This is a genomic window from Variovorax sp. Soil_C_12 (assembly GCF_057657375.1).
Genome location: NZ_JBDGIO010000001.1, coordinates 271,706 through 284,598, shown reverse-complemented (window position 1 = coordinate 284,598; position 12,893 = coordinate 271,706). Strand labels below are relative to the sequence as shown.

The following is a 12,893-nucleotide window of genomic DNA, read 5'->3' as shown; positions in this document are numbered from 1 at the left end:
GGTGCTTGCGCGCGGGTGTACCCGGGCCGTGGCTTCAATAGGCGGCAGGCAATTCCGTGCCCTCGTCCCAGAGCCGCCGCCACTCGCGGCCGTACCGGGCGGCCAGGTCCGGCGCGTTGCCCACCACGAGCACGTTCTCGGCGTTGTGCCCGGCGGCCGAGGCGGTGTAGTTGAAACTGCCGGTCTGCACCACGGCGCCATCCACGACGATGAACTTGTTGTGCTGCAGTGCGTAGCGGGCGTTGACTCTGACTGGCACCCGTTCGTTGGCGAGAAATCGCGCGGCCGAATAGCCCTTGGCCGCCTCGCCGGCATCCACCACCACGAATACCTGCACGCCGCGGCGCTGGGCATCGCGCAGCGCTGTGGCCACCGGCTTGCTCGTGAAGGAGTAGGCGGCCACCAGCAACGTGGCCTTCGCACCCCGGATCGTGTCCAGCACGAGGCGCAGGTCGTGGCCGGGCGTGAAGGCTGCCGAGTAAACGGGAGCGGAGGGCGCCGGCGCGGCGGCATCCGTCGCGCCGACGGGTGCGATGGGCCCCTGCGCCACCGCGCGCAACGGCTGCGTGGTGACGCCTGCCATCTCGGCAGGGGCCGCGCGGCCGCGCAATGACAGCCCGGCCAGCAGGATGCACGCGAAGAAGGCAAGGCCATGGGGCCGGGCCGCGCGGTGGAAACGAAGCACCCAGCGCTCCTGTGGTCTAGGTGCGTTCATGGATCGGCTCCTCGCGGCTACGGCCTGCGCGCTGGCGGACCCGTCGTTGGCTCGGCCGCATCTTGCGCTCGGGAAGGTGGAGGGTCTGGCCCTGTTCGACGGCAGCGGCCATGCGGTCGCGGATGGCCTCCACCAGTCGTTCCTGCGAAGGCCCGTCCAACGTCACACGCTGGGCGTACTGCTTGGCCAGCTTCAGGCCTGCGGCCGCGGTGGCCAGGGTTGCAGAGGTGTCGAGGGAAGCGTCGGGCAGGACTTGGCCGGTGCGCAGCAAGCGCGCCTGGCGCCGCAGGTCGCGCATGTGCTCGGGCGTCTCGATGCGCCAGCGGGCGCGCTGGGCGACGATCTTGCGCTCGCCGATCAACCCGCCTGCGTCGTCGCGTGCCGGCACGCGCAGATTGACAGGGCGGGTGCCGTGCTGCGTGAGGACGATCGGGTCCCCGATGCGTGGCTGCGACGCCGACTCGGCCAGCGCCCGTTCAAGGTCGGCGCCCCAGATCGTGCGCTCGCCGACCTCGGTGCGCACCTTCACGTAGAAGGACATGCGCTGCTCGGGGTGGAACTGGTACGGCGCCGCGGCGGCGGCGACCAGCACGCCGTGGATCGGTGGGCGTGGACCGTCGCGCAGAGAGCGCGGTTCCGAGGCGCCGCCGCGGTCCACCGAAGCTTCAACGGGCTGATTCCGGGTCCGCGTGCGCTCGGCCTGGCGGACCTCGGCTTCGGTCGGCCGATAGCCCCGCGCCTCGATCCCCCGCAGCGCCGCCTCCCGCCACATGCCTTGGCGGAAGGCTTCGGTGCCACGCAGCTCGATCACCCGCCAGCCCCTGGCCTCGGCGATGGCGATGACACTGTGCATGACCTCGCGGTTTTCCGTGCGCACGCGGATGCGGCTGCCGTCGTCGATGAAGGCGAGCGTGCGATCCGGGAAGAGGTAGCGGTCATCGACCTTGAGGTAGCGGCGTTCGATGGCCTCCGGGACACGGGGATGCGCGCGGCCGGTTTGCTGCGCGTCGCCCTGGACCGAACCGGCGAACTCGTCCGGCCCTGCGTCAGGACTGCCGCTGCCCGCCTGCTCGTGCATGGATGGATTCGCCATGTCGGTTCCTTTCTCGGTTTCGAAACGGGGGGTCAGTCGAGCAGCCGCGATACGAACTCGTCGGCGTGGCGCTTGATGTCCTCGTCGCTCAGTTGCTCGGTGGGAATCTCCACGTCGTCGAAGTCGAACGAGAAGTCGTCCAGCTTCAGCGTGTCGCTCAACACGTCGTTGGCCACGGGTGCATCCTCCTTCGACAGCACCTGTCCCCCGCCCGCCGGGGTGAGGTGGGTGAGGGCACTCGATGCATCGGTGGGCGCGTTGTCCGCGTCGTCCGCGCCTATGGCCGGCGCCGTGGCAGCGGCTTGGCGGGCACCCTGTACATCCAGCCTCGGCACGGCCGGCGGCGCCATCTCGCGCCGCACGAAGGACTTGTCCTTGAAGTAGCGGATGCGGTGCGCGAGCACGGGGCGCAGACCTTCGCAGAAGAGGATCATTCGCTCGGGGCCCAGCTCCTTGACCTCCTGCGGCAACAGCAGGCGGCGGGGCTGCTCGCTGATGCTCACGGTTGCGGTCTTTCCGGTGCCGCCCCACAGGGGCCGGCTGATGTTCTTCTGGCGCACCGTGTAGGTGCCCAGCTCGCGCGAGATGGCCTCGGCGTCCTCGTACTCCTTGGGCGGAAAAACGATGCGCGCTGCGAGCATCTTGCGGATGGACTTCGCCCCCTCGACGCCGTACTTCTCAATCAACTGCGAATTGGACTGGACGATGATGACCGTGCGCACGTTGTAGCCCGGCAGGAAGGCGGTGGATTCGGCAATGACGGGGATGCGGCCGAGCGCCGGAAACTCGTCCAGCATCAGGAGCAGCTGATGGCGAAGCTGCGGGTTGTTCTCCGGCAGCTCGCGCGTCTGCAGGCCGATCGCCTGCTGGAAGAACAGGTTCAGCAGCGGCTGCAGTCGGGCGATGTTGTCCGGGTTGATCTGCACGTAGATGGAGATCGGGCGCTTTCGCAGGTCGCGCAGGTCGAAATCGTTGGCCGAGGTGGCCGCGTCGATCATCGGGTTGAGCCACAGGTCCAGCCGGCTGGTGAAGGTCTTGCGGATGCTCGAGGCCGTGGTGGGTGCCAGGTCGATGATGTCGTAGAGGCTTTGCACCGCCTCCTGCGACAGCGGGTAGCCCGCGCGTTCGCAAGCATCGATCACGCGCTTCCAGTGCTTCTGGAAGCCCTCGGCATCGCTGGCCATTCCCTGGCGCAGTACTTCTCCCAGCGTGCGCGTGGCACCTGGCGCTTCGAAGAGGTAAAGAGCGATGCCCAGGAACAAGGACCGCGCCGACGACGTCCAGAAAGGATCGCCCGCCAGTGGGTCGGGAAACAGCATCGTGGCGATGCGCTGCAAGTCGTCGATGCAGCGGTAGGGTTCTTCCGCCACGTAGCCAAGCGGGTTCCAGCGGGCCGAGCATTCCTTCTCCGACAGTGGATCGAAGAGGTGCACCTCCTGGCCGTGCACCGCCCGGTACCCGGCGGTGCGGATGAAGTTCTCGCCCTTGATGTCGCTCACGATCGTGGAGCCGGGCCAGTTCAGGAGGTTCGGCACGACGACCCCGACGCCCTTGCCGCTGCGCGGTGGCGCTTCGAGTTCGACGCCCTGCTGGCCGGGCAGAACCAGATACCGGCCGCCCAGCCGCCCCAGGATGATCCCGTGTTCCTCGAGCAGGCCGGCCTGCTTGATCTCACGGCGGCTGGCGAAACGCGCTTGGCCGTGCAGCGGGCGCCGGCGCGGCAGCATCGCGAAGCCGACCAGACCCATGCACAGGCCCTGTGCGCCGACGAGGGTCGTGAGCAGGGTGCGGCGCACGTCCGGGCGCTCGCCGTAGGCTGCCCAATACTGGTGGATGGTCAGCAGCGACGCGTTCTGCGCCGGCAGCTTCATCACGATCAGGAAGGCATAGCCGGCCAGGTACAGACCGACCAGCGCTGCCACCAGCAGCGCGACCACGATCTTGAAGGGGCTAGGCAAGCCCTCTGAGCTTGGTGCCAGGGTCATACCAGATCTCCCGCACGATGCGCGGGCTGCCGGTGGTGCTGCGGTCGCGCGCGCATTGAACGACGATGTCCACGCTCATCTGGGCCAGTTCCACCCCCTCGCGCGTCGTCATGCCCTGGCCGGCTTGGCTGCGTTTCATCAGCTGGGCCAGCGCCACGAAGGCCATCTCGGCGCTGTCGGCATGCACGCTGGTGATGGAGCCGGGGTGGCCGGTGTTGATGGACACCAGGTAGTCGTAGACCTCCTCTCCGGTGCGCAATTCGGAGACGAAGACGCGATCCGGGCGCTGCCGCTTGGCGCTCGCGAGCAACTGTCCGGGCGTAACCTCGGCCTGGCCCTGCGCGCCCTGCGAGTAGAAGAGACGCACGTGGTTCGGCTGGTTGCGCAGCGACAGCTCCTTGACGTCTTCGATGGTGATGAGGCGGTCTTCCGGCGGCACCTCCAGGATCAGCGCCTTGCTGACCGTGGTCTTGCCCGAGCCCGTAGCTCCGGAGAGGAGGATGTTCTTGCGCAGGTGCACGGCCCGGCGCAGGAACTGGACGAATTGCCGTCGTGCCAGCAGGGTCGTCAGCTCCCGGCCCTCGGGCGAGAGCTGCTCCATCTGCGCTTGTCGCGAAGCGATATCGGGAATGTTGCGCGTGGGTCCGAAGATGCCCATGTCGTCCAGTTCTTCCAGGGTCCACAGGGCATTGGACGGCCGCCGGATCGTGATCGAGACGGTGTGATCGAGCGTGGCCGGGGGGAGGACGATCTGGATGCGCTCGCCGCCGGGCAGCGTGGCCGACAAGAGGGGCTCGCTGGCCGAGATGCGCTGGCGGGTGAAGTTGGCCACCAGCTTGGCAATGGAGATGCACCAGTCGTACGACGCGAAGGGCAGTTCCTCGCGCGTCCAGCCCGACTGGCGCTCGACGAAGGCCGCGCCGGGCTCGTTGATGCAGATCTCGGTGACCTCGGGATCCTGCAGCAGCCGGGCGAGTGGCCCGAGGAAGAGCGCGAGGGAGGACGGGGCCTCATCCGCGGGCCGAGACGCTGGCGCGGGCGCCGGTCCCGCAGCACCCGTCGCGCCGTCTTCGCGGTCAAGGGGTTGCCGGTTCGGTTCGAAGCGCATAGACGCTCCTGAAGTCCACGTCGCGGGCGACCAGGATCTGGATGCGTTCGCCCTGGTTCTTGATGACGGTGGGCGGAATGGCAACCGTGCTGCGCAGCACTTCCGCGATGACATCCCGGCTGCCCTGCGGAGCGATCACGGCGCCGCCGCCGCTGCCGATCTGGGTGCCGCTTTGCTGGTGGGCGGCGAGGGCCGCCATCGTGCCGTCAATGACGGAGATCAGGATCGCGGCGCCGAAGCGCTCCCAGAAGTGGGTGTCGACGAAACCAGGCAGGCCGTTGCGGCCGAGCTCGTCGGTGCCGGGCGAGGCGAGTTGCACCACCACGCCGGTGGGCGTGCGCGCCTCGTTCCAGACCACGAAAACGCGGCCCTGACCCTGCCGAGGCGATCCGCGCTGTTCACCCACGTACTTGGTGCCGCGCTCCAGGAGGACCACCTTGCCGTCGGCGCCGTAAATGTCGCTCGCGCCGATGCAGGTGGTCATGCCCTCGTAGGTCGAGTCGATGGCCGTCTCCAGCGTGCAGTCGATGAAGGCCCCCTTGGGCAACAGGAGGCGCCGGGTGGGGAGCGTCTGGGCCATCACGGCGGGTGTCGGGGTGGGCCGGAGGTTCGCGGCCAGGCTGCTGCCGATCGGACCCGCGGTAGGACCTGCGGCGGCGTTGGGACTCTGCATGGCACTGACCAGTTGGGCGACGTTGGGCATGACGGGCAGGCCTACGGGGCCGGATGGTCCGGCCACTGCGCCGGCGGCTGCATACGGGCCGCCGCCGGTGAGTGGCTGGGCCTTGCGAAGCACCGGGGCGCCGAGCTGTCGTTCCAGTGCCAGTTGCTCGGGCGTCTTCTGGGGTGGGCCGCCGGGATTGGCCGAGGGCAGCGGTGGGGCAGGGACGGGACTGCCGGTGGAGACGGGCGCCGCGTCGATGGGCGTCCTGGGCGGTTCGATGCGGCCCAGGGGCGGGACCTTCATCTCGCCGCCGGCGCGTGCTGCGGCGGCCCTGCGCGCCGACTCCTCGGCATCGCGCGTCTTGCTGTACTGGGTGTTGTAGTACCAGAAAAGAAACCCCCCGCCGAGCAGGATGATGGTGGCCAGCGCCAGGCCGCCGCTGATACGCGACTGGATGGAGCGCTCGCGGTTGACCGAGGGAATGGTCCGCTCACCCTGGACCGTGGCGGCGCCGGCATCGCCGTGCTCGCTGCTCCTGCCAAGGCCGCCCGGATCCGGCCGCGTGGTGCCGTGCACCGGAAGGATTTCCCCGGTGTCGGCGTCCACACGGCGATCGGGAGTGCCGCTGATCGCTTCGTTTTCACCGCGCGGCCCCTGCTCGGCGGTGTCATACGCACCGCGTGGCCCATGTACACGACCCAGCCAGCTCATGGTTCGCCCCCCATAGTGGATCGTTGCACGCCAGGCACACTGGTGTTCGTGGCCGTGCGCGCACCGCCGCCGGCGAAGGAGCGATTGACGACGCAGCCGACCAACTGGCCGCGGCGCAGCACGAAGCGGTGTGCAACCCGATGGATCACGACTTCGTCGTTCTCGACATTGAAGTTCAGCAGCGACTCCGATCCGTCGTCGTTCTGCACGAACATCGCCGGGAACTCGGAGCGGGCCTGGAAGCGCAGGCGCGTCTGCACGCCGTCGTCGTAGGCGCTCATGGGCTTGAGCGCCTCACTGCCGCAGAACCAGTAGTCCATGTTGCGCGGCCTGTCGGAGGTCTGGCTCATGCGTGCCTCTGTCCGGCGGCGCTCGGCCTCGGCCGCCAGGGCGCGGGCTTCGTCCTCGGGATAGGTGAAGCGGATCGAATAGACCATGCGCCGCGCGGCGGCGCCGACAGGTGCGCTGGCCGACACCACGTAGTCGAAGTGGTAGGCCCGGCGGTTGGTCAGCACCGTGAGGTTGGTCGACGCACGGGCTTCCTTGGGCTTGATGAAGAAGTGGTTGCGCTCGGCGCCCACGTCGAAGGCGGCGTTGTCGCCGGAGCCCAGGTTGACGAATTCCTCGCCCTCGGCGAACTGCAGGTGGATCTGGTAGCCCACGTAGCCGTGCAGCGTGACGACATCGTCGGGGTTGTAGGCGACCGTGCGCACGCGGGCATCCACCTTGCCGGCCGGAGGGAGCGTGGCGGCGACACCGGACGGGGCGCTCAGGCCGACGCTGCACGCCAGCACCGCAGCGTGCATCCATCGGGAAAGCGTGGCACATGTCCTCATCGCGGCTCCGGCTTGATGGGGGGCGTCGCCGCTACGCCTGCGGCCGCCACCTCGGGTTCACGTCGGTACTCGACGACACGAAAGCCCAGCGGGTTGAGCGAGCGCCACTTGTCGTCCTTGGAGGGCTGGACGTAGGCGAACTCGATGGTCGAGACCCAGTGGCTCGTCTGCTCGTCGCCGGTGCCGCTCGCGCGGGTGTAGCGGGTGAAGCGCACCTGGGCCAGCTTGTCCTTGCCGCTGTCTAGCTTGAGGAAGGTGACGGAGCGCACCTGCGTTCGGATGGCGGTGCCGTCCTTGTAGACGTTCAGGGGCGACAGCGGATTGTTGATGGCCCAGAGGGTTGCCCACTCCTGGTTCAGGTGTGGGGAGTTCTGGGAGGCGACCAGTTCGTAGTCGGCCTCCGCGGTGCCGTAGAAGTAGCGCTCCCTGGCGATGACGTAATTCTGCAGCAGGTTGCGGGTGACCACCTGCTCGATGTCGGCAGTGCCCTGATAGGTCGGGACGACGTCCACGACGCCGCTGCTGCTGTCCACGCGGATGACCACGGGAACGGGCTGCTTCAGGGGCGTGAGCCCCGTGACGGCGGCAACAGCCAGGAGCGCGGTTGCGCCTGCGATGCCCGCGACTGTCCAGGCGATCCTGGCCGAGCGCTCTGCGTGGCGAGCGCGGTCGAGCTCCCAGCTCCGGGCCTCCTGGAGGTACTTCTCAAGCGCGGGGTCCCGGTTCATGAGGCGCTCCAGATGTCGCCGAGGACGGGTTGATCGGTGTGAGCGGACCCTGGCACTCCGGCGGCAGTGGCGGGCGGGTGCCGCATGCCGCCAGAAGCAGGGCCAGTGCGAGAGACAGGCAAGACTTCACGAAAGGACTCCTGGCTTATCGGCGATGCACGAGGTTCGGCATGACCTGCTCCCTGGGGATCACGGTGCCACCGCGACGCCGCGAAGCTCCGATGCCGGCGATTGAGGCCACCCCTGCGCCGACACGGTTGCCAGTCAGACGGCGGAAGGAGTCCCAGCGGCTGCCCGGCTCGCGGCGCATGCCGTCGATGACGCCACGGCCGAATTCATAACTGGAGCGCTTGGCGCCGCCAAGCGCCCACTGAGCCAATCCGCTGACAAGTCCGAATGAGCTGAGCGCGATGCCACTCGCAAGTCCGGACGCAATCGGCATCACTTGGCGCATGATGAGCAGGACCAGCGCCGCGCACAGGACCATATTCAGCGCATCCACCGTGACGATGGCGGCGCCGCGTGCGGCGGTCTGGGTCGCATACGACGAGACCACCTTCAGCATCAACGTGGCGACCAACGTACTGAGCACGGCCACCAACGCGTAGTTCGCGAGTTGGGCGACCCAGGCTTCGAAGAATCGGCGAGTAGTCTCGAAGAAGAGAAGGCAGAGGAAGACCGGCCCTACGGCGAGAATCAGGGCGAGGGCAAGCTTCGAGAGTGCCAAAAGAAAGAGCGCGTAGACCGCGACCCCGCCCATGATGAGATAGACGATGGCCCCGGCCAGATAGAAGCCGAAGTCCCCGTTGAGCACACCGCCCTTGTTCCAAAGATTGGACGCAACCGTTCCACCCTTGTCCCAGATGGTGTCGATCACGGTGACTGGATCACTCGCTCCTGTGATGACGGCGGCGAGTTGTCCGGGTGCGCTGAAGAAGGTGTCGACGAACAGGGAGTTGAATAGCCAGAGGCGTAGGCCGAGGCCCAACACAATGGCAATGAAGAAGATGCGCTTGACGCCTTCCCAGATCGGCTCCTGAATTCGTCCGGTCAGGCTCAGGAAGCCCCAGATCATGACGTAGATCGTGGCGAGCGTGACGACCGCAGGCTCTATCGCGCCCGCCACGGCAGCCGATTTGTTGGCGATGTAGTCGGTCAACTGTGAAGTCAACCACGTCCAGAACTGTTGGAAGAACATCGCGCCTCCTGTGTCGTGGATTACTTGGCGGGCGGCATTGAAGGCTGGAAGCGCTTCTGAAAGTTGCCGTGATCGGGCTTGGGCAGGCTTGGAGTGGGAGCGACCGGAGCTTCGATGCGCTCTGCGGTCGCGGGGGCCGTGGACGTTGCCGCTGGCTCCTGGCTCATGAAGTGGTAGGCACCGCCAGCGGCAATGAGTGCCACGACTGCGATGACGACGATAACGATGGGCTTCGACATGGTCTCAGGGACTTGGAGTGAACCGATTGGAGAAGCCGCCATGGCCCGAGATGACTTGTTCCCGGGTGCGCTGCTGCTGGGCTATTTCTTCCGCCTTGGCGATCTGATAGAGGCTCTGCAGCTTGGTCTGCTCGTTCGTGAGCATGTTCTGCTCGGCCTGAATCCGAGCCTGGAGTTCCTGAATGGCCTTGGGATCGTTCGTGCGGCCGATGGCGTTGATCAGTTGCTGCAGCGCGGAGAAGCGTTGGCTGGTGTTCTGATAGGCGCTCCGGGTCATGCCGTTGAGCAGGGCCGCGGCCTGCCGCCCCTGTTCCACGGTCCGTCGCATCTCGGGGCTGAGCGCATCCATCTGCGAACTGGTGAGGATCTGGTTCGCGTTCATGATGGACTGCACCTGGCTTGAGAGGCCCGAATACCCCGTCGAGGTGCCATTGACCAAGCTCGTCAGGTCGTTGTAGTTCTGCGGCAGATAGTTGCGCTGCGCATCCGAGGTCGACAACAGCTGATCCATACCCCGGCTGCCAGTCATCGCGCCGTAGGTTTGCTGCAACTGCTCCTTCGAGGCCTGCAATTGGTCGAACTGCTTTTGCATTGCCGAAATCTGCTGCTGCCAGTACATGATCTGCTGAATCAGGTTGGCGACCGCGGCGAAGTCGATGACCGGAATTCCGGCGCGCGCGTGCAGGGGCGTCAGCAGCGCCGACGCGGCGAGGAACAACGCGAGTAGATGCCTACGCATGGGAGATCTCCTGGTTTGAAGGGGAACGAGCGGACTGGCCCGACAGGGCGGCACGGAAGGCTCCGAGCCACTGATCCGGGTGCGGCCCGTGCCGGGCGATGCATTCGCGCATGAGCCGCACGTTGCTGGTTCGCCCCGATATCACGTGCAGCAAGTCGTCGAAGCCCTTGAGGTCGAGCTGCGCAACCACGCTCACGTGGTTCTGCTTGATCAGGAACTGGCGCGACCCAGGTTCCAGCTCCTGCTTGATGAGCGCGAACTCGCGGTCCGTGAGGTTGAAACCCTCGGTGTATTCGCGGTAGTCCGCTTCCGGGTTCGGAAAAAGAATCTTGGTCGGTGTCTGCTCGATGATGGCTCGTGCGATGCCGGAATCCAGCACTTGGCTCGCGCTCTGGGTGAAGGTGGCCAGGTTGGCGTTCTTCTTGCGCCAGGTCTCCAGCCCGTTCTTGGCGAAGCGCGCGAAGGCCGGATCGCTCAGCAGCCTGGCGAATTCGTCCATCCAGCACACCAGCGGCCGGCCATCGACCATGCGGTTGACCAGGTGAAAGAGGTACATGGTCAGCGGCGCCCGGACCACGTCGTTGTCGAGGAAGTCGGTCACATCGAAGCCGACCAGGCTGTGCTGGGCCAGCAGCGGCGCCACCGCGTCGGCGTCGTTGTCGAAGACCCAGGCGTAGTCGCCTTGCTCGCTGGCGCACCATTTGCGCAGGCGTGCATGCATGCCTTCCGGGTCCGTCACATCCAGGAAGGCAATGAGCCGGGACAGGCGCCGGAAGGGCAACTCGAGCTTGAGCGTGCCGCGCAATGCCTGGTCGAGGTCTTCCTCCTGCTGCACCGTCAGGGCGTCCGTGGGCGAGCGCATCACCAGCCGGCGGAGCCAATGGCGCATGAACTCGACGTTGTCGGCGATGCCGGCATCCAGCTGCAGGGGATTGCAGCCGGTCGGCGTGCCGTTCTTCAAGGGCAGGTACTGGCCGCCGAGCGCCCGCACGAGGATGTGCAGGCCCTCGTCCTTGTCGAAGATGACCTGGGTGGCGTCCAGCCGGTTGCAGATCGCGATCATGCAAAAGCCCAGGAAGGTCGTCTTGCCGGTGCCCACCGGCCCGACGCCTGTGATGTGGCCCACGTCCCGGCGGCTGCCGCCGTCCGGGCTGCGCGGGTCGCTGGCGTGCAGGGAGAAGTAGTAGGGCGAGCCTGCGCGGGTCATGAGCATCGCCAGCGCATCGCCCCAGTAGTTGCCGGTGGCCCGGCCGGTCGGAAAGTTGTGGAAGGGGGACATGGCCGCGAAGTTGCGGCTGGTGATCGGCGCCTTGCGGGTGCGGTAGCCGAAGTTGCCGGGCAACTGGGACCAGAAGGCCGCCTCCAGCGCCAGGTCCTCGCGTGCCACCACCATCCCGGTGTCGCCGAGCAGGTAGCGGGCGTGGGCGACGTTGTCGTTGAGCTGCTTCAGGCGCGGCCGGCCCTCGGCTTCGCTCACTCCGTCGTAGGTGTCGGCCAGGACGTGCAGCGTGAAATGGTGATCGCCCACGACGAAGCGGTTGCTCATTAGGTCGTCCAGCGCGTCCTTGAGCTCCTCGGCCTGCGACACCGCCAGGTCGCCGGCGGCGGCCATCCGGTTGTGCTGGCGGTTCATCATGTCGGTGGCGGTGCCCTTGGCCAGGAAGGTGAAGCTCTGGGTCAGGACGAAGGGGAAGGGCGCCGTCAGCAGGGCGCCGAACATCCCGGGCGCCGTGGGCGTGGGGTACTCCTTGATGCCGAGGAAGGCTCCGATGCGCGTCTGCGTGCCGGTGCGGTACTCCATGGCCTCGTTGCCGAAGAAGGGCCGGGTCGTGGCCAGGACCTCGTTCACGGGCGAGCGCGGCAGGGGCATGCGCTGCCACTCGCCGTTGATCAGGAGGCCATGGAACTCCACCAGCGCGGAGAAGAGCACAGCGACGCCCTCGATCCGGTAGACGCCCAGCGCCTCGGCGTCGTAGCGCTCCAGCGAGGCCAGCAACTCCTGGCGCAGCTTGGTGCAGGCGTCCAGCGAGTCGCGCATCTCGGCACGGGCACTTTCCGGGTCGGTGCGCTTGAGCAGGCGCAGTGCCGCATTGCCGACGCGTGTGGGCTGCGGCCGATAGACGACTGACAGGTACAGCTCGTTGACCATCAGCCGCTCGCCGGCCATTTTCTGGCGGTAGCGCTGCTCGACTTCGCAGGCGAAGCCCGGGACGGTGCGCCCGACCGGGTAGCCGGTCTCGCGCCGGCGCACGACATGGGCCCAGATGGCCAGGTTGGGCGAGGCGATGTTGCGCAGCAGGACGTTCAGGCGCTCGTGCCAGCTGTTGAGGTCCTCGTCATCCGCGCTCTCGAAACTTGCGCCGGCCAGGCGCAGCGTCTGGACATAGTCGCCCGCACGGGTGCGGGCCACATGCTCGTCCACGTGGGCGACCAGCGGAATCATGGCCGCGGCGCTCACTTCCCGGCGCAATGTGGCCTCGGCGCGCGACAGCAACAGCATGGCCTTGCCTCACAGCACGGTGGGCACGGCGCGCGCGTGCCGCCGGCCCGAGACATCCGGCATGTCGATGGCCAGCGGGCTGTACGAGTTGGCCCGCCAGAAGCGCAGGTTGCCGCCGAGCAGGGCCGGCAGGCGCGTGCGGCCCCACAACTGCACCAGGTCGAAGAACCTCGGCTCGTACAGGCACACCAGGTAGAGCAGGCCATGGATCGGCACGAATGCCAGCAGCCAGGCGAGGTTCTTCGTCACGATGAAGGACTCGGTCGTGACCATGACGTTGAACATCATGGCCGCGTAGGTGACGCCCCAGATCATGGACGGGCGCGTCATCCCGACGAAGAGCGTGTCCGCCACGATGCCCGGGTTGCGGTGCACGG

Annotated in this window: 12 protein-coding genes; all 12 read right to left on the bottom strand. The window is 67.2% G+C overall.

Annotated features, from left to right (window positions below):
* Positions 1-34: 34 nt before the first annotated feature.
* Entirely contained in the window at positions 35-715 is a 681-nt protein-coding gene (locus AC3A6X_RS01410) for a phospholipase D family nuclease (protein WP_487840487.1), read from the bottom strand.
* Positions 702-1,793, bottom strand: a complete 1,092-nt coding sequence (locus AC3A6X_RS01405) for an LPD7 domain-containing protein (protein WP_487840486.1) — start codon at positions 1,791-1,793, stop codon at positions 702-704. Before AC3A6X_RS01405 ends, AC3A6X_RS01410 begins: the two co-directional genes overlap by 14 nt.
* 47 nt (positions 1,794-1,840) lie before the next feature.
* A complete protein-coding gene (locus AC3A6X_RS01400; protein WP_487840485.1) occupies positions 1,841-3,766 on the bottom strand; it encodes a type IV secretory system conjugative DNA transfer family protein in 1,926 nt (641 codons plus the stop codon).
* Positions 3,759-4,901 carry a P-type DNA transfer ATPase VirB11 gene (virB11, locus tag AC3A6X_RS01395; protein WP_487840484.1) on the bottom strand — a complete coding sequence of 381 codons (1,143 nt, stop codon included), beginning with the start codon at positions 4,899-4,901 and terminating at the stop codon, positions 3,759-3,761. The genes AC3A6X_RS01400 and virB11 overlap by 8 nt, the downstream gene beginning before the upstream one ends.
* Positions 4,870-6,171 (bottom strand): type IV secretion system protein VirB10, encoded by a 1,302-nt coding sequence (virB10, locus tag AC3A6X_RS01390; RefSeq protein WP_487840483.1) that lies wholly within the window; start codon positions 6,169-6,171, stop codon positions 4,870-4,872. Before virB10 ends, virB11 begins: the two co-directional genes overlap by 32 nt.
* 101 nt (positions 6,172-6,272) lie before the next feature.
* On the bottom strand, positions 6,273-7,112 hold the full coding sequence (gene virB9, locus AC3A6X_RS01385; RefSeq protein ID WP_487840482.1) for a P-type conjugative transfer protein VirB9: 840 nt from the start codon (positions 7,110-7,112) through the stop codon (positions 6,273-6,275).
* On the bottom strand, positions 7,109-7,840 hold the full coding sequence (locus tag AC3A6X_RS01380; RefSeq protein ID WP_487840481.1) for a VirB8 family type IV secretion system protein: 732 nt from the start codon (positions 7,838-7,840) through the stop codon (positions 7,109-7,111). Before AC3A6X_RS01380 ends, virB9 begins: the two co-directional genes overlap by 4 nt.
* 145 nt (positions 7,841-7,985) lie before the next feature.
* Entirely contained in the window at positions 7,986-9,038 is a 1,053-nt protein-coding gene (locus AC3A6X_RS01375; protein ID WP_487840480.1) for a TrbL/VirB6 family protein, read from the bottom strand.
* Positions 9,039-9,058: 20 nt separating this feature from the next.
* Positions 9,059-9,277: a hypothetical protein gene (locus AC3A6X_RS01370; RefSeq protein ID WP_487840479.1), complete on the bottom strand. Its 219-nt coding sequence runs from the start codon at positions 9,275-9,277 to the stop codon at positions 9,059-9,061.
* 4 nt (positions 9,278-9,281) lie between these two features.
* Positions 9,282-10,016, bottom strand: a complete 735-nt coding sequence (locus AC3A6X_RS01365) for a TrbJ/VirB5 family protein (RefSeq protein WP_487840478.1) — start codon at positions 10,014-10,016, stop codon at positions 9,282-9,284.
* Positions 10,009-12,516, bottom strand: coding sequence for a VirB4 family type IV secretion/conjugal transfer ATPase (locus tag AC3A6X_RS01360; RefSeq protein ID WP_487840477.1), 2,508 nt, complete (start codon positions 12,514-12,516; stop codon positions 10,009-10,011). Before AC3A6X_RS01360 ends, AC3A6X_RS01365 begins: the two co-directional genes overlap by 8 nt.
* Before the next feature lie 9 nt (positions 12,517-12,525).
* A complete protein-coding gene (locus AC3A6X_RS01355) occupies positions 12,526-12,891 on the bottom strand; it encodes a VirB3 family type IV secretion system protein (protein WP_487840476.1) in 366 nt (121 codons plus the stop codon).
* Between the last annotated feature and the right edge of the window lie 2 nt (positions 12,892-12,893).